The 23,740-nt window shown below is 54.4% G+C and carries 17 protein-coding genes; 2 read left to right on the plus strand and 15 right to left on the minus strand.

Features of this window, described 5'->3' with window-relative positions:
• Positions 1–159: 159 nt before the first annotated feature.
• The 6 genes from EJQ19_RS12125 to EJQ19_RS12150 form a co-directional block, all read right to left on the minus strand.
• Entirely contained in the window at positions 160–933 is a 774-nt protein-coding gene (locus EJQ19_RS12125; protein ID WP_164716500.1) for a sugar phosphate nucleotidyltransferase, read from the minus strand.
• Between the two features lie 27 nt (positions 934–960).
• Positions 961–1,632, minus strand: coding sequence for a CDP-diacylglycerol--glycerol-3-phosphate 3-phosphatidyltransferase (gene pgsA, locus EJQ19_RS12130; RefSeq protein WP_338143329.1), 672 nt, complete (start codon positions 1,630–1,632; stop codon positions 961–963).
• Positions 1,633–1,676: 44 nt separating this feature from the next.
• The gene (locus EJQ19_RS12135; RefSeq protein WP_126141491.1) at positions 1,677–2,330 is read right to left on the minus strand and encodes a FusB/FusC family EF-G-binding protein; all 654 of its coding nucleotides are present in this window, start codon (positions 2,328–2,330) and stop codon (positions 1,677–1,679) included.
• Between the two features lie 569 nt (positions 2,331–2,899).
• On the minus strand, positions 2,900–4,012 hold the full coding sequence (locus EJQ19_RS12140) for a Ger(x)C family spore germination protein (RefSeq protein ID WP_126141492.1): 1,113 nt from the start codon (positions 4,010–4,012) through the stop codon (positions 2,900–2,902).
• On the minus strand, positions 4,009–5,079 hold the full coding sequence (locus tag EJQ19_RS12145; protein WP_126141493.1) for a GerAB/ArcD/ProY family transporter: 1,071 nt from the start codon (positions 5,077–5,079) through the stop codon (positions 4,009–4,011). Before EJQ19_RS12145 ends, EJQ19_RS12140 begins: the two co-directional genes overlap by 4 nt.
• On the minus strand, positions 5,076–6,500 hold the full coding sequence (locus EJQ19_RS12150) for a spore germination protein (protein WP_126141494.1): 1,425 nt from the start codon (positions 6,498–6,500) through the stop codon (positions 5,076–5,078). The genes EJQ19_RS12145 and EJQ19_RS12150 overlap by 4 nt, the downstream gene beginning before the upstream one ends.
• Positions 6,501–6,656: 156 nt before the next feature.
• Between EJQ19_RS12150 and EJQ19_RS12155 the strand changes: the two genes are divergently transcribed.
• Together EJQ19_RS12155 and EJQ19_RS12160 are read left to right on the plus strand one after the other, a co-directional pair.
• Positions 6,657–7,247, plus strand: a complete 591-nt coding sequence (locus EJQ19_RS12155) for a TetR/AcrR family transcriptional regulator (RefSeq protein ID WP_126141495.1) — start codon at positions 6,657–6,659, stop codon at positions 7,245–7,247.
• A 468-nt stretch (positions 7,248–7,715) separates the two neighbouring features.
• Positions 7,716–9,131, plus strand: coding sequence for an MFS transporter (locus EJQ19_RS12160; protein ID WP_126141496.1), 1,416 nt, complete (start codon positions 7,716–7,718; stop codon positions 9,129–9,131).
• Positions 9,132–9,200: 69 nt separating this feature from the next.
• Here EJQ19_RS12160 and EJQ19_RS12165 read toward each other — a convergent pair whose 3' ends face one another.
• The 9 genes from EJQ19_RS12165 to EJQ19_RS12205 form a co-directional block, all read right to left on the minus strand.
• Complete coding sequence (locus EJQ19_RS12165) at positions 9,201–10,970, minus strand: methyl-accepting chemotaxis protein (protein WP_126141497.1); 1,770 nt, start codon at positions 10,968–10,970, stop codon at positions 9,201–9,203.
• 210 nt (positions 10,971–11,180) lie between these two features.
• Positions 11,181–12,869, minus strand: coding sequence for a hypothetical protein (locus EJQ19_RS12170; RefSeq protein WP_126141498.1), 1,689 nt, complete (start codon positions 12,867–12,869; stop codon positions 11,181–11,183).
• 30 nt (positions 12,870–12,899) lie between these two features.
• Positions 12,900–15,014, minus strand: coding sequence for a phage tail protein (locus tag EJQ19_RS12175; protein WP_126141499.1), 2,115 nt, complete (start codon positions 15,012–15,014; stop codon positions 12,900–12,902).
• 333 nt (positions 15,015–15,347) lie between these two features.
• Positions 15,348–17,594, minus strand: coding sequence for a putative baseplate assembly protein (locus EJQ19_RS12180; protein WP_126141500.1), 2,247 nt, complete (start codon positions 17,592–17,594; stop codon positions 15,348–15,350).
• Positions 17,595–17,627: 33 nt separating this feature from the next.
• Positions 17,628–20,702 carry a baseplate J/gp47 family protein gene (locus EJQ19_RS12185; protein ID WP_164716502.1) on the minus strand — a complete coding sequence of 1,025 codons (3,075 nt, stop codon included), beginning with the start codon at positions 20,700–20,702 and terminating at the stop codon, positions 17,628–17,630.
• Positions 20,703–20,752: 50 nt separating this feature from the next.
• On the minus strand, positions 20,753–21,154 hold the full coding sequence (locus EJQ19_RS12190) for a GPW/gp25 family protein (RefSeq protein ID WP_126141502.1): 402 nt from the start codon (positions 21,152–21,154) through the stop codon (positions 20,753–20,755).
• Positions 21,155–21,172: 18 nt separating this feature from the next.
• A complete protein-coding gene (locus tag EJQ19_RS12195; RefSeq protein WP_126141503.1) occupies positions 21,173–21,898 on the minus strand; it encodes a phage baseplate assembly protein V in 726 nt (241 codons plus the stop codon).
• Positions 21,898–22,986 (minus strand): phage late control D family protein, encoded by a 1,089-nt coding sequence (locus EJQ19_RS12200; RefSeq protein ID WP_241242865.1) that lies wholly within the window; start codon positions 22,984–22,986, stop codon positions 21,898–21,900. Before EJQ19_RS12200 ends, EJQ19_RS12195 begins: the two co-directional genes overlap by 1 nt.
• A 3-nt stretch (positions 22,987–22,989) precedes the next feature.
• Positions 22,990–23,616 carry a CIS tube protein gene (locus EJQ19_RS12205; protein WP_126141504.1) on the minus strand — a complete coding sequence of 209 codons (627 nt, stop codon included), beginning with the start codon at positions 23,614–23,616 and terminating at the stop codon, positions 22,990–22,992.
• Positions 23,617–23,740 lie beyond the last annotated feature (124 nt).

The following is a 23,740-nucleotide window of genomic DNA, read 5'->3' on the forward strand; positions in this document are numbered from 1 at the left end:
GACACCCCCGCCGCCAAACACAGCAGCAACACACTCCCCCGCCCGAAGCATCCCCGCGCCACTTTTTCCCGTGGACTCCTGCGTCCCCACGCTACCGCTCCAGCAGCCGGATGTCACCGCCGATAGAAGCGCTCGCCTACTTTTCCAACCAGCTGCAGCTTAATCTCGGGGCCATGAACGCACTGGATAATCCTGCATGGCGATATTTGTCTCCAACCAACCTTCCTTCGTTCCCGTATCCCAACGCTTTCCAATATATTTAACGCCATAAATATTTCCAAGCCCCATCAATTCCCACAAAACGTCTGTCACATACACTTCGTTCCCTGCACCGCGCTCGTCCCAATTCATGCCATCCATGTGCGCCATGACCCGGTAACTGCACACATAGCGGCCGATTGCCGTATACGTCGACGGATACTGCCCTTGCGGCTTTTCCATAATATCCGTTAGCTGCACGACCTTATCCTCAAACTCATGGAAAGCGACCGAATTGTACATACGGATTTTTGCTTCGCTCACCGCTTCAATTCCCGTGACGACATCTGCCGTACCGAGACAGTTAAACACGTCAATCAATTGACGCATACACGGCGGGTCACCCGCCATCACCTCATCCGAGTAGCAGAGGGCAAAAGGCTCACGTCGGAGCAACCCCTTTGCCTGATACAGCGCAGGCGCAGTTCCATTCATCTTTTCCTGGACAACGAATTGGATAAAAGGATGGTCTTGATAGTACGTTTGGATCATTTCTTTCCGATGTCCGACTACGATAATGACGCTCTCAATGCCGGACTCCAGCAATTCCGCAATCACATAATCCAGCGTCGGCCGGTTCCCAATCGGCAGCATTGGCTTGGGAATTACGCTGGTGATCGGCGCAAAACGGCTCCCCAGGCCCGCCGCGAGGATGACGGCTTGTTGAACATCCATACGTTTCATCTCCACGAATAGCAAATTTTAAAACTCTAATTGCAGTTCACGATAATTGCTTTTTACATAGTTGTAGCCAGAATAAGCTGTTATAAGCACTGCCGCCATCATCAGGGTCTGATCAATTGGAAAACCCGTTAGATACGAAAACGGAAAATTGCCCAGCAGTACTGCGGTTATTGCCACCACCTGGAGCACCATCTTCAACTTCCCATACTTGTCAGCCGCAAGCGCCACTCCCTTCGCCGCAGCAAGGATTCGAATCCCTGAAACCATCACTTCCCGGCCAATGATGACAACCACGATCCACGAAGGCAACATGTTCTGCTGAACCATCATAATTAAAGCCGCCGAGACGAGAAGCTTATCTGCGAGAGGATCGACCAATTTGCCGAAATTCGTTATCTGATTGTATTTTCTCGCAATGTGACCATCCAATTTGTCTGTTGCAGATGCAAGAACGAATATGGCAATTGCCGCGTACACACCGTACTGATTGATATATTTCAAAAATTCAACCTTCTCAATCATCCAAGACGGGTACTGTTGGAACGCCAAAACTAGAAATGGTATCATCCCGATCCTTGCAATCGTAATTTTATTAGCCAGGTTCATCTTTTTTGCCCCCATCTGCATCATTCGTCTTCGCGCAATCGCGTTAGAAATGGATTCGTTCTTCCTCCACCAAATACCTTCCATAAAAATAAAACTCCCACCCAGAGGTGAGAGTCCTTCCTTCCTATTCAACCGATCACTGCATCAATAAACCTCTCCAGCGCGGCGGTGTCCGTGATGTTCTTATTGCACTCTTGACCGTTCATGCACAGATAATTGCCGACCGCTTTATAGTAATCAGGCGAAGCGTGCGCCGGACGTTTCTTGGTAACCGCGGTGAACAGCGCAAGCTCTTCGTACCGATTGCAGACAAAGCAGAAGCTCTTCTTGTTCGTCGGCGTAAATTTGCCTTCGACACCAACAAATTGCCCGCCGGCAGGATACACGATGAACAGCTTGTTCGTCGCAATATCAACCCAGCTCAGATACGTAATGTGCCGGAAGTCGATTGTCTCCAAATCGGGCAGCTTCAGTTTTTTATTCTTGGGAAACAGCTTCTGAATCTGCTTCGCTGTAATCGGCGGAAAAGCCGTCCGATCCGGCTCCAGCGCCTTGAGCTGCCTGGAAATGTCGTCGGCCGATTGCAGCTTAAAAATAGCTTCAAGTTTCTGCATCTGCTGAGGTGCTGCGTCTGGAAACAACTCTGCGATCCTCGTTATCGCACTGTATCTGACCGACTCCACGACTTTCGGATCCGCGTTCGTGCGGAGCGCTTGCTCCAAAGTCACGGCTTGTTTTTTCATATAATTAAATTGATGGTTGCTAATGAATGGTTCACACATGAGGTCCAGCTCCTTATTTTTTCGTTGAATACGTCCATAAGGGGCAAAACCAATCATGGAACCGATCTAGGCAAAATTAGGCGACACGGGTACTGCTCCAAGTCCGCCCATGCAAAGTATCGCCTCCATAACCGGCTTTGCATGAGGCTGGGCCAATCTGGCAATCGCACATTGCCATGGCTATCAACTCCTTTTTTACCGAGCTGTCTTCTATTATAAGAAAAAGACCCCCGTCTATTCAACGGAAAGTCTTGTTATAAGGAAAAATTTCGGCTTCAAGCTCGTTAGTAAGGCGAGAATAGTGACAGTACAAAAAAGACCATGCTCGTCGCTAACGGCTACCCTGGCGCCTATTCGCTGCCAAACGCTACTTTTCCCAGGCTAACGGTTACAGCAGCAGCTAATGAAGCCTAATCAGCTCGATTTCGCTAGTTTTTTAGCAAATAAGCGCTGCTGGAACCGTTACAATCCGAAATGACGTATTTTAAGCTTAATAAGCACTGTGGCAACCGCTACACATCTTCTCCAATTCCTCGCGCAATGGGGGCCCGGGGAGGGGGTTGAACTTTCTAATTAATAATCCCCTTCGAAACAATCTCCACCGCAATTTGTGCTTGAAAATTCGTTTTCGGATATTCCGTTTCCCAGTCCATCTTCGCCCATGCCTCCGGGTAATAAGCCATAATGTCGCGTGCAATCCCATACGCATCGGAATGCGATTTCAGCAGCTGCTGGAAAATGCCTTGCGCGTCCTCCATTAAAATTTCCGAGAAGCGTTTGGCTAATTCCTTCGTATCATATTCGCCGGCCTGATCCGAGCTACCGGCATATTCAATGATGGATCCTTTCATTTTCAAAGCAAAACGTACTTGCACGTGCCCGCTTTCATCCAACCAAACCTGCTTTTTTCGCTTTAGATTCATAATGCTAAGCCCCATGTAATCCGCTGGACTATCATTGTCGTCTGTCTTCACCCTGCGGGTAATGACACAGGCATTTCCCATACTGCCGTTAAGCAGCAAGGCTAGTGTCGATTGTTTCGATGTCAGTGTATATCCGGTAAATTTACGCTTGTGAAGCAGCCCCATCCCATCTACGATGGCTTTATCCCCTTCTTTTTTCAGAACAGGAAGCACCGCATCCCGCCCGCTATCGTGCAATAACGGAAACAAATTGTGGAGTGTGATCGCCGGAATAACGGTATCGTGACGGGCGCTTTGGATGATTTTCCGCAAATATTCACCAGCCGTTGCCGAGCCTACCCTTTTTAAACGAATCAGGTCGCTTGAGTCGCCCCGTACAATCGCCACCTTCGCCAGCATCGGATCATCGGATATACGAACCGCGGAATCCAAAATTTTCGCCAAATCCTGTTTGGCCAATTTTTCGCTAATCAGCAAAACCTGATTTTTCGAGGTGCCGACCGTGCCGGCGATTTGCTGACCGATTTTGTTATTCAGCGCCTCTTGCAGCGTTGCCCCCGTCGCGCTTATAATCTCATGCTCGGGCACATTGCGCTCCTTACCGCCCGGCGATTGTATTGTGACGGTTGCGACAATATCGTTGTTGTCGTTAATATCGAGCGAGGTTGCATAGATCAACTGCAAATTTTTCAATTGATTCTCAACCGCGCAGCCCGTCAGCAGCAGGCTCAGCAGTACGCTGATCATGACCCGTCTCATGCCGTCACCTGCCCCCTTTTTCCCAACAGCCACGCGAGCAGGAGCAGCACGATCGGAACGCTCAGCATGACGTAGCTCTCATATTCAACGATCTTCCCAAGGTGCTTCACTCTCGCTTCCGATCGCCAGAGAAAGCCAAGCGCACAGACCAGCGGCACAATGAAATAAACTGCTTTTGCATGATCGCGGAGATGAAGCAGCTGGCTAAGCCCCTTTCCCGCACAATAAAAATAGCTGATCAGCGTCGCCGTCACCTTGACAAGCCAGATCGACAAAAACAGCAGATCCAGCCTTTCCAGAAAAGGCAGCGAGATGCCGTTCAAATAATAGGGAACCGGTTGCGGAATAAAATCGAGCGCTTCCTGACTGAAATTGAGATAGCTGACCAGCACGATGAGCAGAAAAAATAGCGTTGCAAGCCCGTTCGCCCACAGCAGCGGCGGCATGAAACTCTTCCCTTCGGAGCGTACATCTCCACTCAGTACCATAAGCACTTCAAATCCCAGAAAGGACAAAAACGAGCTCTTAGCGCCCGCTATCACCCCCGACCAGCCGCTTTGCCCGATCGGGAGCAAGTAGCGGTAGTCTATCGACCGAAAACTGGTCATCATAATGCCCAGCATCACGATGATCAGAAACGTAATCAGCACATTATAGCGGGCGATGACCCGGATCGGCTCTTTGGCCAGATACGTGCACACGATACAATTCGCTACTAGCACAAGCCACGGATTCGTAAAAGGCAAAATCCACATCTCGACGAAGGTCATCTCCATGAGGATAATCAGGCTGGTTGTCAATAAAAAGTGCGCTGTATACGCCGCATTCACCACTTTGCCAAGCCATTGGCCGATAATGATCGGCGTAAAGTCGAACAGGTTTTGCTTAGGGAACCTTTTACATAGAAGAACATAGGCAAACAGGATCACCTGCACGATGGCGCCCGCAACGAGGACAGATATCCAGCCGTCCGCACCTGCGTCCTTATGCAGATCATAAGGGACGGACAGCACCGCAATGCCGATCTGCGTTTGCAGGATAAAGGCAAACAGTTGAACGCGCGTCATGAGGAGCCTCTTTCTGGCCGCCGTTTGCCAAAAACACGACCCGGCAGTTGCACAATCGCGTTAAGCAGCCTTCGCGGCTTGAAAGGCGCCGCCGGGTAAAAATAAGGCACACCGAACGTCTCCAATTTGCTTATATGCATGAAGATGAAGCTAAAGCTGAACGCGATGCCCGTGAAGCCAAGCAATGAGGCGGCAATCATCATAGGAAAGCTGATCAGACGGATCGCAAGACGCATCTCGTGCGAAGGAACGCTGAAAGACGCGACCGCCGTTAATGAAATGACGACAATCATTGTCGTCGAAACCAGATTCGCGTTGACCACCTCGCTGCCAATGACGAGGCCTCCAACAATTGAAAGCGTGGTGGCAATGGATTGGGGCAGCCGAATCGCCGCTTCGCGGAGCAAGTCGAGCACGATCGTCATGAACAGCGCTTCCATCAGCGGGCTGAACGGGATGTTTTCGAGCGAGGCTTTGAGGGAAAACACGAGATCGATCGGAAGTATATCGAAATGCTTCGAGACGATCGCGATATAGATGGAGGGCATGGAAATCCCCAGCATAAAGCTGACCATGCGAAAGATCCGAAAGACGGTGCCGTTCCACCAACGTTCATTAAAGTCATCGGCCGCCTGAAAAAACATAAAAAACGTTGCCGGCATGATCACAGCAAAGGCGCTGCCGTCCACCAACATTACGACTCGCCCTTCCATCAGGTGCGCTGCCGTCGTATCCGGCCGTTCGGTGAGCAGCAGCTGGGGGAACAGCGACAATCGGCTGCCTTCCAACCGGTTCATCAGTTGACCGGGCGATTTCAGCATGGTATCCCGGTGAGACAGTAAGCGCTCGGAAATCTTATCGATCACCGCTGGATCAGCAAAATCCTCTATATAGAGCAGCCTGACGATCGTTGGACTTTCTTGGCCCAGCGTAAACTGACGGTGAAGGAAACGGGTGGTTTTAAGCCGCTTCTGGATGAGCTGCATATTCTTGCCTATTTCATCCACGAATCCTTCTTGGGAACCGCGAATCGTCTGTTCATTATGCGGCGCCGTCACCGCCTGCTCCGCGGAGGCGCTCACGTCCGCCACAACAATTTCCGCTGTATGATCAAGCAAAATGGCGCATTGGCCCTGCAGCATCGCAGCAGAAGCAGCTTTGAAATCGAACAGCACCGCAAGGTTCAGTACTGGCAGCACATCGATGATCCTGCCCTCCTGAGCTTGCAGCAATGGCTTTAAAATATCCGACTGCAACTTCATTTTATCCGTACAGGAGACTAGGTACAGCAGGCATCCTTGGTGCCCTTTGTAATGAAAAGCCCTCGTGTGCAAATCTTCGGAAGCCTGAAATTGCTGAGTAAGAAGCCGAATATTCGTCTCCAGATCCGTCGAGACCGATCCTGCCGATTCGTTATTCATGCCGCTTCCCGCCTTTCGACTGCATGGTTTTGCTTAGTATTTGCAGCCCGGAGCAAATTATCCAATTCCCGCCATTTCCTGCCCATTGACAATCGCCAGTTCCCTGTTACAATGAATGTCAGTGAGTACTGACATTTGGAGAGAGGGATCGTTTGCATGGACAGCAGCAGTAAGCAGGGGAGCAGCGATCGGCTGCTTCTCGCCGCCCTTCATTTAATTGCGGAGAGAGGTTACAACGGCGTTACTACCCAAGAAATCGCCGCGGAGGCCGGACTGAGCGAGAAGACGCTGTTTCGCCATTTCGGCAGCAAGCAGAAGCTGCTTGAAGCGGCTTTCGATAAGTATCATTACGCGGACGAAATGAAGAAACTTTTCAGCGAGAAGCTCGTCTGGGAGCTGGAGCCGGATCTGCTCCTTGTCACGGAAACGTACCATGAGATCATGAACCGCAATCGGAAAATGATTCAAATCTCCTTGCGCGATGACGGCCAATTGCCCGGCTTTCGCCAGCGCACGCATAAACATCCGCTGCAATTGCTGGAATTTCTGACGAACTATTTTACGCACATGTCCGATAAAGGCAAGATTGCCTCCGCTAATCCGGAGCTTCACGCCTTTACCTTCATCATGATGCATTTCGGTGCATTCATGAACGATCTCGACCGCCGGCAAACGTATCCAACCATCGCGCTGGAGCCGTTCATTCAGGAGAGCGTCAAGCTGTTTGCCAGGGCGTTGAGGCCATAGGTTACTCGTTGAAGAGATCAGGCAAAGCCTGCATGGGTTGGCACTCGTTGAAAAGATCGGGCAGATTCCTGCGAATAGGCAGGCATTTTTCATAAAAATGGCGTTTTTCGCAAAATGCCTGCGAGAAGGCAGTTTTTTTAGACCATACCTGCTCCAAAAGAGGGGGATCGTCAAAGATGCCTGCGATTTTGCAGGCATTTCATCGAATTGGGAAGAGAAAGAGGAAAATTCCTGCTTTATTGCAGGCTTTATGCCCAATCCGAACGTCTTCCCGGTCACACAGCCCTTGTTCAGGGCCACAACCGGCCGCTCCAAAAATACCTGCCTCATCGCAAGAATATACCTGTTCACCTCGGCTAGTACTGCGTAGATGAGCTTTTTTTATCACCCGAATGTCAGTCAGTACTGACAGTCATTCATTATCCAAACTATATCAAAACCCACGAGAAAGGATGTGCCCTCCTCACCATGGCCATTTCCGCCCCTTCGTTACCTCCGGTTCGTACGGAAATACGCGAACAACCCCAAACCCGCACAGCCGACAAGCTGCTGCGCGTGCTGATGCTGACCATGTCGGTCTCCATGATGACCGGCATCATGTTCAATATCGCGCTGCCCCGCATCAGCGCGGAATTCTCGCTGACCATTGCCCAGGTCAGCTGGATGTCGTCTGCGTACATTCTTATCTACGCGGTCGGCTCCGTCACCTACGGGAAGCTGGCTGACCGCATTCCGCTCAAAAACCTCGTCACCGCCGGGCTGCTCGTCTTCGCCCTCGGCTCCCTGCTCGGGCTGACGTCCCACGGCTTCGCCGCGGCGCTCGCGGGACGCTGCCTGCAAGCCGCCGGCGCCGCCGTCATTCCGGCGATGTCCATGATCATCCCGCTGCGCTACTTTGCGCCGGAGCGGCGGGGCGCCGCCCTCGGCATGACTGCCGTCGGGCTGGCCTTCGGCAACGCGCTCGGCCCCGTCATCGCCGCGCTGATCGTCAGCTCGCTGAGCTGGCGCTGGCTGTTCGCGGTGCCGCTCGTCGTGTTGGCTGCGCTGCCGCTGTTCCGCAAGTACCTCGGCGACGAGCGGCCGCAGCCCCAAAGCGGCACGTTCGACTGGCTGGGCGGCCTCCTGCTCGGCGCCGCCATTGCCCTGCTGCTGCTGAGCGTCACCCAGGGCAGCTGGCTTCTCGGCCTGGCGCTGCCCGCCGCAGCTCTCTTCGTCCTGCGGATTCGCGCCGCCCGCGAACCGTTTATCGCGCCTCACTTGTTCAGGAACGCGCGGTACACCTTGGGGCTGACGGTTTCCTTCCTCGTCAGCGCCACCTGCTGCTCGCTCTACGTCGTGAGCCCGCTTCTGCTCACCGACGTCCAGCGGCTGCCCTCGCTCTGGATCGGCTTCGTCATGGTGCCCGCGGCGATCGCCTCCGCGGCGTTCGGCCGAGCCGGCGGCCGGCTCGCCGACACGAGGGGCAACCTGTTCGTCGTCTGCGTAGCCTCCTCCCTGCTCGCTGCCTGCTTCGGGCTGCTCTCGGTCTTCGCCGGGGGCTCGCCGGTGCTGATCAGCGCGCTGCTGATGCTCGGCAACGTCGGGCAGTCGTTCCTCGTCATCGCGCTGTCAAACGCGGTGTCCCGGACGCTGCCGGCCGAACAGGTCGGCGTCGGCATGGGGATGCTGTCTATGGCCAACTTCATCGGCCAGGGCATGGCGATCGGCACGTACAGCCGAATCGTGGATCATGGCGCCGCAACAACCTCGCCCCTGAATCCCTTCTATGGCTACGGCGAGGGCGCCGTATTCAGCAATATGTACTTGGCGATTGCTGCGGTTCAGGTGATCATTTGGGCCCTGTACGCCCTTACATTCAGCACAAGACGTGCCACGGCAGCATAAACGCAAATAGGAGCAGAACGGCTAGGATTTGTCTCTAGCCGCCTGCTCCTGTTTGGCTTACGCCTCAACTTATGCCTTTATCCGAAACTGATGTGCCATCTCCTTGAGGGCCGTTGCCATTTGGCTCAGAGAACTCGAAGATCGGGCGATCTCATCGATCGTGGCCAGCTGTTCTTCTGTCGCGGCAGTGATCGTCTCGGAATTCTTAGCCGACTGCCCGGCAATGCGATCCAGCTCTTGCAATGAAGCCGTAATCTCTTCGGAGCTTGCCGACATTTGCTCCGCTGCCGCCGATGCCTCCTGAATTTGACCCACGACGTCTTGGGCGGTTTCCACAATTTTCGCAAATGCAGTTCCCGTCTGCTCAATCGCGAGCATGCCTTGCTGGAATTCGTCGATGCCTTGGACCGTCGAACTGGAGGCCGACGCAATGTCCGCCTGTACCTGACTGACAAGCTCGTTGATCTGCTCGGAGGAGCTCTTCGACATTTCGGCCAGCTTTTTCACCTCGGATGCAACAACCGCAAAACCTCGTCCCTGTTCCCCGGCCCGTGCCGCCTCAATGGACGCATTCAGCGACAGAAGACTCGTTTGCGAAGCAATGTCCGACATCACAGTAACGATACCGCTAATTTCCTGAGAGCGCACATTGAGCGTCTCCATCACCTTGGAAATATTGTTGACCGCTTGCTGCACAGACTGCATTTTGGCAATCGACTGCTCGATCAACCCAAAGCCGTATTCCGCTTCTGTCTTTGATTGAATCGACGTTTCATAGGCTAGCGATGACGTATCGGCGATTCGCAGAATCCCCTGTGTCATTTCTTCCATCGCTTTGGAGCTTTGCTCCGTGCTCATCGCTTGCGTATCGATGCCTGCCGCAATCTGCTGCGTGGACTCCGCAATGTTCCTGGAAGCTTGCGTCGTTTCCTCAATAGAAGACTGCAGCGTATCCGATGCTGCTGATACTTGATCCGAGCTATGTACGACTTGCTGCACAAGCGACTTTAAACTCGTGCTCATCGTCGTAAAATCGCTGGCCAGTTTGCCGATCTCATCCCTGTTTTTGATGTGCAAGCCATCTGAAGTTAAATCGCCTGCAGCAACCTTCCGGGCTTCGGCGGCAATCTTTTTAAGCGGGCCGGAAATGTGATTGGCGAACAGGATCACGCCCAATACACCCACAACCAAACAGATTACCAATGTCGTGATCGTGGAATGGAGCATGCGCTTCTGTCCATCATTGTAATCCTGATAGTACGATCCGGCTGCAACAATCCAATTCCAGTCCGGCACTTTGAGTGCATAGGCAATCTTCAGCGCCTCCTGATCGCTGTTCGGCAGCGGCCAGTCATAGAAGGTGAATCCGCCGCCATTTTGAGCCTGGTGAATCATATCCTGAATGTAATAGACCCCATCCGATGACTTTTTATCCCAGATATTCTGCCCTTCCAAACTCGGATGCGCCTGTAAATCCCCTTTATCATTTAATACAAAGTAATATCCGTTCGCGCCCAGATTAATATTGCGATTAATCGGTCTTGTTCCGTCAGCTTGCTTGCCGCCCAGCATGATAAGCTTGGCGTCTTCTTCCGCCTGCTGTTTAGTCAATTGACCGTTTTTGACCAGTTCATTCAGTTGAACGATATTCTGAACCATCAGTTTAACGCTGTTTTCGAGATTTTTCTCAATAAGCCTGTCGGTTTCATTTTTGGCGTCAAAGTAACTGTTTATTGAGAGGGAAAGCGTAGGGATCAACAACAACAATAGACAAAAGGCCAAAAGCTTCTTTCGAATCGTCCAACCCCATTTCCCGGGCATACCGTAAACTTTCTGCATGTTCTTCGCCTCCTGAGCAGCTCGCAAGCTTTTTCTATTTGACCTAGGTATAAATAACTGAATATTTAGATCTTAATACCCATATTATACTTGGTGTTTTTTCAAAAAACGGTCACACGTGTTACGAAAACGGTAATTTTCGCCAAAACTCTGACAACCTGTGTGCCTTAACGAAAAAAGCCAAGCACATCGCTGTGCTTAGCTTCTCTGTTATTCCGCGTCGCTGCCTGCCGGCGCTGCTTCGCGCATGGCCGACAGCGCCTGGTCGATCGAATCGACCTCACCGCTGCGGCTGGCGGATGAGCCCGCCATCTCCGCGCTGTACGCCCACCAGCGTACGCGCACGTTCCCGGGCTCGCCGGACTGCTGCACCTTCACGCCGATGCGGAAGGTGCCTTTTTGCGGGTACGCGATCGTGCCGATCTTCACTTCCGGGGCATCCGGTTCAAACTCGCTGCCTTTGAACACTTCCGAAGCCCCGCCGTAGACGCGTTCATCGCTCGATAACATATCCGAGAACGCATCTCCGCTCCGCTCCTCCAGGCTCGTGACGATCAGCACGTTGCCTTCGCCAAGTCCGTGCGCGATCTCGCCGGAGAAGAAGCTCTTCGTCGCCCGCCCGAACGGGGACACCGCAATTTTCGTGAATGGCTCGATCGGAATATCGACGAAGCCGCTGACAATTCCCGCGAGGCCAGTGCCGCCGCCAGCCGGAATGCCCAGATCGACCGACAGCTCGCTGATCTTCGGATCGTAATTGACTTTCAGCTCAGGCGGCTGGCCGGGCGCAAGCGTTTTGACCTTCGACTTCGTCACCAACTGCCCCGCTGTCTCATCGCGATACGCGCTCGCTTGGCTCAATCGGTACATTACGGATGTGTTGTACACGTACTCTCCGAACGGCACCTGCTCCACACTCTCGATCACATAGGTCGGCCCGACCTGAATCAGGCAAATTTTCGCCAAATAAATGCATGGCTCCGACGGAGCCTCCAGCGAAGCTTCCAGCGATTGCTTTACAAAATCGGACATCAACCGCTCGTTCACCGATGTGCTCAAAATCTGGATCTCGCCGAGATTTTGCGCTGGCAGCTCCAGCTGCCGGTCATCCAGCATCAGTGCCGCCGTGTCGGCCTGAACACCCACCGTTGCTTTCACGCCAGCGGTGCTGTCTGCGCGGAGCAGCACCTTCATTTCGTACTCGCTCTCCTGCCCATCCTGCGGCTCAAGGAAAGCGATCGTACCGCCCTGCATCGCTTCCACCCGCTGACCGGCCAACTCATAACGGAACGAGAGTCTGCCGGCTTTGAGCGTCTTTTCAAAGCGCAGCGTCATTTCAAAAAGCTGTCCCGGATTCACATAGCGCGGCGTCGTTTGCAGCACGCGCACGTGCGCATCCTGATACACGACAACCGTTTGATCCGTGAGGTTCGCCAGCGGCAACGAAGCCGGATCAGGCGCCGTTTCGCGGATGAAGAGACGGTAGCTCTCGAGCACGCGGTTATAATCGTTAATTTCGTCGGAACGCACGGAAGAATTCGCCACCGCGTGAACCGGTTCTTTGTCTTTTTCGTCATAGGCAATGCAGAGATAGACGTTCTTCGCGTACTGATTATTCGTGAACCCGTCCATCATGGACAGCTTCATCGTCATCGGCGACGGCACGACAATTTCACGGCCCAAGCTGTCAATCGCTGCCCCCATTTCCACGGAGACGGACTTTTCATCCACCGCAACGACTTGCAGGCCGGTTACGACACCGGAGCCGTGCAGCAGACGATTCATCATGCGGCGCTTGTCGTTGAAATATTTTTGCTCGGACTCAAAATCTCTGACGGTCAGCAGCTTCCCATAAAAATACCGATTGCGCTCAAACGGATAATAACGTGATTTTCTCATAACGGTCCCCTCACCTTCCTGACTCACCCTTTATTCGATTTCGGAATCCAGTCCCAAGCGTGTATGAATGTCCATGCGTTTATCGCGATCCACATCAATCAGCACCGTATTGTACGGCATTGACGAGCGCTGATCGAGGGTTAATAACGTAGGTTCCGACAAATACGTATTGATCCCCAGGTACGTATGCATATCCGCGTACATCCAAGGCTGCAGCACGATCAGCTTGCCCTCGGTGTACGCCGGCTTCTGATCCTCAATGATCGACTCCACAATGAGCCGCTGCGCATCGGTTCGCACACATTCCGGCTTCAGCAGCACGCAGAACGTATACGGATTATCCCCATACAACTGGGCAAAAAGCTTCCGCAGCTCCGACGTCTCCTGCATCTGCCTGAACTGGAAGTACTCGAGAATGAACGCTTCCGTTCCCGTATAAATCTGCAGCATGTTCAGGAGGCCTTCGCGCGTCCCCCGCAGCTTATACAGCTCGGGTGCCCGTTTGATCAGCTCGCGGAGCTTCTTCTCGCCCCACGCCTCGTGCTCGGTGATTGCCAGCCAGCCGCCCAGCCACTCGAGATACGTTCCCGACACCGCATCAGGGTCAAAATGCGACGAGATCCGGTCAATCCTATCCTCCATATCGTCAAAAAACGTGGAGAACATCGCCAGGAACCGCTCCAGAAACGGGCTGTGCGTATCGTCCTGCTGGTACATCGGCGGCAAGTACTGTATCAGCGAAGTCCGCGGGAAATAGACGCGAAGCTTGCGGATGAACGGCGTTTTCTGCTCGCTGCCGATCAGCTCGATTTTGAACCAGAGATACCGCCCCTGCGCATCAATCAGCGCATCCTTCGGATTCAGAATCGGCTCGGACCATAGTCCCGCCGTCGCCATTACCTTCGTTTGAACCGGAATCGTCGGGTCCGTCAAATAGCTCGTATAATTGAGGTAATCCCCGACAATCAACCCTTCGCTTTCATCCGAGGCAAAATACGAAAACCGCACCAGCGTCTCCTCGGGAATGTTGGCTTCAAGCCGAATTTTGTGCCAGATCGTCTCCGTATCGCCCGTATCCAGATCCGCCGAGAAATACACGGCCTCCGGCAGTTGGCTGCCTTCCAGCAGCATCGTGCGCGCCCGGAGATCCAGCAGCGTAATCTGCCCGCTGAGCCGGTCGAACACGTACAGCCGGTCTCGGCTGTCCATCGTCATTTTATCCGCCCTGCCGCGGAAGCCGGTCACTTTGTCCGCCGGAATGCCGTTGCCGCGGTATTTGAGAATGAACCGCTCCGTCACGCCCTCCTGCTGCGCAAACCCGCTGTCCCCTATATAGAGATTATGATTCGTATCAATGGAAATTCCGGCAAACCGCCCCTCCTGCTCCAGCGAAAATAGCAGCGGTTCCCGCCCATCTTCATGGAACACGGTGACCGTTCGCTGCTGCGTATCAAGCAGTGCGAGCGTCCCGTCGGCTGCCGCCGTATAATACCGGTCCTGCAGCTTAGAGAGCGGGGTCGCTTCCGTCATGCTCAGCGCTTCGTGCTCGAACACGCGCAGCACCTCCCCGGCCGAGCTCCACTGCATAATGCCAATCCGGCCGCCCGGCGGGACTTCGGGTCTTCCATTCATACCAATCTCAATGTCCAGTGGCACCGTCACGTACAGCAGATTGGCGGTTTTTAACTTCGTATTTACGGCCAGCGGATACAGCTTCAGCCCTTCCCATTCTTGCACTGCCCACATCGTCTGACCATTGGATATCGCGTACACGGCCAGCCTGCGCTCACTGCCTTCATGCGCATCCGCGATGACGAGCAGATCGGCCATCGACGCCAGCATCGCTTGCGGGCTGAACAGTTCGTGACCGTGACGGAACAACAGCTCACGGTGGCGGCTTTCGTCATCGTATACCCAGACGCTCGCCGACTCGTCGAGCAGAATCAGCTTGCGCCCCGGCCCCACCGTCATATCGACGATGCCGGGAATGCCCTCCAGCTCATCCGTGCGAACGATGCGGTGAATACTGTACTTATCCGTTTGCTGGATCGAAAAGCCCTGATCCGACATCGCAATATTCGCGTCATACCCCTGCTCCCAATCCAACCGCTTGTTCAGCGAAAAAAACGTTTGTCCATCCTGCATCGTTCGTCACCTCGTTTCTTAGATCGTTCGGGGCAGCCCCCGTTGGCGAATGGGAAAAGCGCGTTAATCGCACTCTCTCCACCATTTAGCAGGGGTTTACCACCCTTATTTCCCACTTTCGCTTCTCTTTTCCGCAAATAGCGGGGGGTTACCACTCTTAACTTGTTGGAAAGGCGTCTCATCCGCACTCTCTCCACCATTTAGCAGGGGTTTACCACCCTTATTTCCCACTTTCGCTTCTCTTTTCGGCAAATAGCGGGGGTTTACCACCCTTAACTCGGCAGGTACTCGGCTGCAGCGCCTATGCGTACTGCGCGTTGAGTCGCCGCTCCGCTACAAATCCGTAATTCCGATCGTCTCTACCTCATGATCGCCGGAGTAGACCAGCGCGTACGGCGGGATATGAATATCCCCGGCGCCGTCCTTGTGGAAGCCTTCGCCCTCGGCGTCGAGCCAAATGTCCTGCACGTAGGCGACGCCTTTCATCTTGGAAATCACACCGTAGATGTCGCCTTTGTACACCGTCCGGCCAAAACGCCAGCCCTCCGCGCCTGGCCCGCGGTCCATCGGCTGCAGGAGCTTCTTCAGCTCCAGCAAAATTGCGCGCTGTTCGCTCTTATATTTCGGTTCCATCACGACGACCGCGTGAACCGTTACCTTAATATATTCCGCCGGAATTACATGCAATTCCGTCGTAAGAAGCCGATACCGCTCCAGGTGCATCTTGATCGTCTGCAAAAAGCCTTTGCCCGCACGCGGCTTGTCGCTCTCGCTGTACGGCACGACCACCACCGTCATCTGCGCCGGCGCCGAGACGCGCGGAAAATCCCGCATCCCCGGCTTATACAGCGGGATAGCCTTCACCCGCGCGACGCGCAGCCCCGGCGCCGTCTTCGCGATCGCCTCGTAGTCCTCGGCGGTCACCGCGCGCGTCGGCGCGGCCAGCTCGCGCTGCACGCGCAGCTTCGCCTGGGCCAGCGTCTCGGCCTCGAGGCCGCCCCGCGCCGGGAACGGATTCGTCACGCTGACGCCCGGGTCCCCCGTCACAGCCGCCGCCACGCCCGTCACAAGGCCCGCCTTGACGTTGCCACGCACACCCCCGCCCGCTTGCAGCGCCAGGAACCGAATATTCGGTTCCCCGGCCTTGCGCGGGACGAGCCCCGCTTCGTTGTTCCCGAAGCGGATCGTGCCTTCCCCAGCGTCGTAAACGTAGTGCCGGTCGGTCGACTTCGAATTATCGAAGTCGTCTACGGCCGTCCAGTCCTCCCAAACGACGCTGTCCTCCCCGCGGGGGATGTAACCGACCTGCAGCAACATGCTGTCAGGCTTGTACACGCGCCCGCGCGAGATTTCCAGGGTCTGGCTCGGCAGCCCCTTCGTACTGCCCACGTACCGGTTGTAGTCGAACGCAGCCGTGTACGCTACAAGCCGCACCTGCTTCGCGCCCTGCAGCGGCACAAGCCCATGCGTCCCGTCGCCGAAGCGAAGCCGGGTCGTCCGGCGGACCGAATCCTGGTGCAGCTCGCAGCACCTGTCCGCCGGGCCGCAGGCCTCTAGATCTGCGACAATGTGCCAGTCGCGCCAGCGCCCTTGCTCGTCCCGCACCTGCACCGTGTGCAGGCCCGTATACGCAAGGTAAGAGCTCGCCTCGAACACCTGCCCCGGCTCGCCGCTGCTGTTCCACGACGTTACCTCGCTAAACGTCTCTTGCTCGGCAGCACGCACCGTATTCAGCGTCACTTTCTCGATTTTCGGCGACAGCTCGTAGCCATCCTCCTCCAGGGTACAGCAGAGCCAGTACCGGCTGCGGTCATCCGCCGGGTACAGTGCCATCGGCTTCATCTCCGACTGGAGCTGCAGCTTGATCTCGCCGCTCTGCGTGAAATGCACCGTCGCGTCGCTCACATTTTCCACCGGCAGCCAGCTCTCCGACTGTCCACCCACGCCCGCGCCGGCATAAGACCAGACGACGCGTGCCGTCGACAGCGTAAGCCCCGATCGGACCTCAGCCTGGCTCATCCCGACCGGATAGCGATCATAAAGCTGGACGTGAAGGGAAATTTCCGTATCCACCGGCAGCGCCCGATCGAAACCGAGGTACAAATGTGCTCCTTTGCGCGCCTCCGCACCGAACGCATAGAAGGCAATTTTCGCCTGATTGTTCGAGCTGTAGTCCGCAGCGGCGGTCTCCGTGCGAACGAGCACTTTCTCCACCGCCGCAGGCACCAGTTCCAACGTCCCGAGCGTCTCAAATCGCAAATCCATCGCCGTCAGCGGCGTCCCTTTCAGGAGCACAAGCTGCTGCGCCGCGCCGGTAAACGTCACCTCGCACTCCGCCGACTTCACCGGCTGCGGGTGGATGCCGAGCAACTTAAGAAACTTCCGCTCGCTGCGCTCCGTCACCCGGTTCAAATAATACTGCTGCATCTCGGTCACCCAAGCCATGAGCTGCAGCAGCGTAATGCCGGGGTCATGCTCGTTCTCATCCGTCCATTCCGGATATAGCTTCGGAATTGTTTTCCGCGCTTCCAGCACCATCTGTTCAAACATGCGATCATCCAAATTCGGGATTGGCAGCAACTTGTGCTCACCTCCTTTTGTCGATATGCGTTTCTATAATGCGTTCACAACCACCTTGTGCTTCCCGCTGACGACAATGCCGTGCGGCAGGGAAGGCAGACGGTTCACGTCTAATTCTGTGCGCTCGCCATCCTCGATTTTGTACACCGTCATGTACAGCTTCTCGACGTGACTGATCGTCCGAATCGTTTTCAGCAGCGCGTAAAAGACGGAAGGATGAATCTGCTGGCCGATCGCCCAGCCCTTCTGGTCAAAATTGCCTGTCAACGGGTCGAGAAACCGCGTCAACCTGTCCAGCGCCTGGATTTCCGTCTGCACGACGGCATCCATCCCTTCTACCGCCACGACGGCGGAGACGGAGATTTCCATATACACCGGCTCGATCACTTGCAAGCGCTCCGGGAATGCAACGAGACCTGAGGCGCGTTTCAATATAAAACGCTCCACCTGCTTTTTCAATTCCGGGAACGAAGCGCTGCCGAGTTGGCCTTCCTTTGGCAGCACGACGAGCGTCATCGCACCAATCTCTTTTTCCATATAAGCGTTCATGTTCGGAATACACGTCACCTTGGCGATGTTTGGGTACGCCTCACGTGCCAGCCACTCGTAATCCCTGGCGGAAACCGCCCGATTCCGATGCTTGAGCAGCTCGGGTCCGCGCACAAGCGCCGCTTCCAGCTTCTCGGCCTGACAGCCGCCGGATGCCGGTTCCGGGTTGTACACTTCTCCGACAAAAGCGATCGAATCCTGCATCTGATTGATCTGCCGTGCACCGACATTGCCAATTTGACCGGCCGTGACCTGGTAGTTCACCTTCATCTGCTCCAACCCGCCCTTCGGCGGACGCATGCCATGCACACCGTCACCGACGCGAATGCGGCCAAACGTGCGGTCAATCACATAATGCCGGTCCCGATAACCGGATTCCGCCAAATCGCGAACTCCCGTCCAACGCACCCAGACATTCAGCAAATTGCCGTCCGTATCCCGGCGCACGTCGGTCAGCAGCGTTCCGGACTGCTCATACTCCGCGAGCTCCTCTTCCGTAACATAGTCAGTCTCGTCAACCCAGACTTCCTCCGATACGATGCCTGTCCGGCTTAATTGATATTCCGTTTCATCCAGGTCCTTCACTTCCGGAATTTCGCCCGTGATCGTCTCCTGCTGCAAAATCCGCACCGTATTCATATAGAACCCCTGAATCGTCGGAATATGAATGCGGCCTGTCAGATCCTCGTACAAATCATCCCGGTTTACCGCGCGAATCCAATACCCCGTTTGCCCGAAAAGCGACGCCTCCGCAAAATCGGACGGCCCGACAAACTGCACCGTTCCGCTCTGCGTCAGGCCGTTCGTCTCGTCGATCACTTTCAGCGCCGTCCACTCCGCCAGAGCTCCCGGCAGCAGGCCGGCACGCAAATATTCCCACTCCAGCATCGGCACATCATGCTCAGAGAACCGCTGCTGCTTCACCGATACGAAAAGGGAAATCGGCCCTTTGATCGGTGGTGTATCGAACGAGAAGAGGAGCGCAGGGTGCCGACCTTCCAACGGCTGAAACGGCTCAAAACCGCCCATCAGCTGTCGGCTGTGCTTCGTCCGGTCCTCAAACACCGTGTTGTTGAACGCGAGGCAGCGCTCCGCTTCGTACAAGCGATCATCATACGCATACGTCAGCAGCACCTCGTCGATCCAAGGCGACAAGTACAGCGCCTGCGGCTCGTATGCGTTCTCGATGTGCAAAATTCGCGCCCGAATCCAGCGATTCTCGTTGCCATTGACAGAGGTCGGCTGCAAATCGATCGGACAGCGGAAACGGATTTCTTTTTGCACCTTGCTCTCCGTTGGGTAATAGAACAGCTTCTCCGCGTCTTTATGAACATCGAGTCTGACCCACGTCGTGCCGTTCCAATATTCCCAAGCGACTTGCAACACCGTCACGTGCTTCACCGGCTCTTTGTCGAACTTGGATTTCTTCATCACCAGTTTCCAGTCGATGTTGTCCTTCAATTCCGGCCCAAAACGGTTCTCAATCGCCTGCAACCCAAAGCTCAGCCGAATATCGCCGTCGGTCTTCGTAAACACTTCCTGGCTGCCAATATAGAAAGAACCATATAACGCGAACTGATCGCCAAACGGATAAAAGCCCGCAGGATCGGCGTCAATATCGTTATAGAACATTTGATCAGGCGCAATGCCGCCGGTTTCCAGCGTATCTGCGTAATCGGTTTTGAAAGCGATATGATCCATCGACAAGCGGCTCTCCGCAAGCGATTTTCGCTCCATGGAGTGTGGCGTCAAGCGGCATTGTAGCCACCTTCCGGCAATGCCGTTCACGTCCGTCAGGGCAATCTCGGCCTGCACGTCTTTATGCAAAATGACCCGGTTACCCTGCACCTCCACACGGTCAAAAGGCTTCCAGCCCTCGGCCGTGGCGTACAACCACTCCGTGAGCAGCGGATCGGCAAGCTGAGCGGCTATGTCCTGCTCTTCAAAACGGCGCGTCGAATTGCGGAATTCAATCTCAATCTGTGCAGGATGCGTCACGGTGAACAGTCCGCTATGCTCCACAAACATCGCATGCGCTTGAAGATCCTCGCCTTCCTGCAGATTAAAGAGCTTCTTCGGCAGCGCAAGCCCCTGACGGCTTGCCGCCAAAAAGTCGTCGCCGATGCGCAAAATGCGATCCTGACGCGCACTGGTGACATAGACGCTCGTCATCATGGCCGGTGTCAGCAGGGCGCTGCGCGCCGTTTCGTACAAGATCATGGCATCTTCCAATGCAGCGCCAATCTGTGTGCCCGCCGAGATGAACACCGACTCCTTCGTCCCTTCGTTCAGCGCAAACGTGAGGTAACTGCTTGCGGGCCTTGCCGGCAGCAGCGTCACGTCGAACATGTTCAGGAACGAGATCAGGTTTTTCGTCGGCACCTTGTTCAGCCGTTTGATATTGTCGTGGAACATATCCGCAAACATGAGAAACAAAGCCGTACCCGGATCCGGGTCTTCCGGCGTGAAGCGCCACTCCGGCGTATAGAAGGGCACCATGTCCTTCATTTGTGCGATCAGATCCGGAATGTCCCGGGCGTCAATTTTGGGAGGCAGCACTGTTGCACCTCCTTTCTTGCACATGTCATCATCGATTCCGCAGCCTCTTTCTATTTGGAGCCTTCAAATAAGTAGAACGGATACACTTGGTTAAATAAGTTGTTCGTCGTACGCACCAAATAAGAAATATGGATTTTCAGCCTAGCCGGATCGTCTGCCTCCGGCACGCATCGTACCTCGACCTCTTCCACCCGAGGCTCCCAGTTGCGGATCGCTTCCTCAATGTTCGTCTTCAGCAGGTGCAGCGTAGTGTCGTCCGTCGTACCGAAAATAAACTCCTGCACGCCGCAGCCAAACGTCGGGCGCATTACGCGCTCCCCTTGCGTCGTGCCCAAAATCACGCGGATCGCTTCCGCGATGTCTTCCTCATACTCGGACATCCGGATTCGCCCTGTGGCAGGATCAACCTGAATCGGGAACTTCCAGCCCCGTCCCAAAAATGCCTCCGACATCTCGTCACGCTCCCCGCCCTAGTTAATTTTGACTAAACTGCCTTTGATGTTAATAATGCCGTCCGATTTCAGATCCAGCGAGGCGCCGGCTTTCAGCGCCATCGTGGCCGAGGCTTCGATGTTCACCTGCGTCGACTTGATCTTAATTTCCTTCGAGCTTTCAATCGCGACGTCGCCTTTGGCGTTCATCGTGATTTTGGAGGTCGAGCTGACGATCGAGATTTCGTTTGCCGAGCCGCCCTTGATCGTAATTTTGTTGTTGCCGCTGTCGTCGGCAATCGCGATGGAGCTGTCTTTATCTTTAAGCTCAATGACTTGGCCTTTTTTCGTCTTAATCGTGATGCTTTCGTCGCCGCTTTTGTCATTGAACGAAATTTCGTGGCCAGAGCGGGATTTAATCATCCGCAAATCGTTCTTATCCGCCGGGGCCGGCGGCTTATTCTTCGGGTTCCAGAGCGAACCGATGACAAATGGCATCCGCAGCTCGCCCAAATGGAAGGCAACGAGCACCTCGTCGTTCACCTCAGGGATGAACAGAGACCCCATCTCTTTGCCGCCCATCAGCGTTGCTATGCGAACCCAGTCCGTCTCGGTGTCCGTCTCTTGCATCGGGAGCTTGAGCTTCACCCGCCCCAGCTTGTCAGGATCGTTATTGTTCGTCACAATGCCGACCATGACGCCGTTCATCTTTTGGGAAGTAAAATCGGAAATACCGCCAATCGTAAAATCGGGTGTCTTGTGCATTAGACCGCATTCCCCCCCAATTGAAACCGCGTGACATACCCTTCATCATCGTAAATGTGGGTAGCTCCGGTAATGTAATAGGGCTGGTCGAACGTTTTACCGACGCCGCTCAGCTTGATGTAGCGCCCGGCGCGAATTTCGGGGATGCCGATGCATTCCCCCGTGCCGCTGATCAATCGCATGGCCCGACGATTCAGGATTGCGTTGGCGTAGCTTTTCGCTTCCTCCTGCGAAGTAACATTTGTGTACATATGTTCCACAAATTCACCTTTGGAGGCAAGCAAATCTTTCCCCGTCTTGCTATTGCCGCCGAGCTTCGTGATGCTGGCCGATTTGCCCTCAATGACCTTGAGCTCTTTGTTATCCCAGGCGCGTACCACAACCTCGGTCAGCTGGTCGGCCAAATTCATATCAATGGACAGCGAATTGATCGTTTTCCCCATCTCCAGTGTCATGACAGCTGTAGTGGCGGTCAACGGCTTGCGAAAGTATAAATTTTTGCCGACGACGAAAAAATCGTAGTTTACCAGATTCGCGAGATTCTGGATAAAATGATAATCGTTGCTGTTGCTCTGCGCGAGCGCCGGGAATTCCGTCGTCGTGGCGTCCACATTCGTTTTGAGACCGTACGTTTTGGCGATTTCCTCAACAACGTCGCTGTATTTCTTTTTATTCCAGGAACGGGATTTCGTCCCTTTCATCATCAAGTACGAGATGTCCATGCCCCGAACAATCAGGCCGAACTCCCCCTCCGGCGAAAACTCCGCCACAACCGAGGTAATATGTCCGGTGAATACCGCTGTAAATTTGTCGACATAACCTAGGCTAATATCGATTGCTTTGCCCAGCGTGAACGTGGAAATCCACTTGATCTCGTTGTTGGTAATGTCGTAAGCATTCATAATCCGAAACGAAAAGGAATCCGCCGTCCCATCGATCGTCGTTTCCACGCGCAGCGAGTCGATGGCGATGTCATCCGAGATTTTGGAGCCGTCTACGGAGATCAGATAGGCAGGCGCTTCAAAATCTTTATACTTTTTAGCTAAATCGTCGTACGTAAATGAGCTTGTTTCCAGATCCAGAGCCATCGGCTAGTCCAATCTCGGAACCGAAACACGGCGTCCCGTAACGACTTTCAGCGGATTATCGATCCCGTTGGCTTTGGCGATCTCCCGCCACAGGGTCGGGTCTTCATATTCATTCGCGGCAAGCGTCCAGAGCTGGTCGCCTTGATTCAGCATTTTCAGCTTGGTACGGTCCGCGGAATGGCGTGGAATTTGCTTCAGTTGATCCTTCTTGCTTAGCGTCGACTTGAACGTGACTTTCAGCTTCGCGCGCACCGGCACGCCGGTGTCCAGAAACATTGTGAAGTGTTGATTGACGCCGACGACAACGCCTTTAAAATCCAGCGATCCCCAGACAAACCGGCACAGTGGCGGCGCGTGGATCTCCTTCTCCACGTCGAGCAAACCGGAAATTTTTTGGGTCAGCTCGCGAACGTCCGTCCCTTGTTCATAGGTGTCAAAAAACAAATCCATCGTTAGCGTCGTGGTGCCCCCGCTTACAAATTGAGCGATCGGCATGGACAGCCCCGGCACGGTTTTCCAAGAATAGCTGTTGTTCGTGTCAATGGTGTATTCACCCGGATTAAACATCACTTTCACGTTCTCGGTTTTGCTTCCCTTGTGAACGATAATCATCGCTTTCTTGAGCGCCATGGGACCGGTCCTTTCTAACGGGATTTTGGTGTTTCTGGAATAACTCGTATTAAAAGCTGCGAAAATGCAGGAATTTACTCGAACCTTTCCTGATTCGCGCCATATGCCTGCGATTCAGCAGGAA

Origin of the sequence: Paenibacillus whitsoniae (assembly GCF_003955665.1) — a bacterium.
Lineage (GTDB): Bacteria > Bacillota > Bacilli > Paenibacillales > NBRC-103111 > Paenibacillus_E > Paenibacillus_E whitsoniae.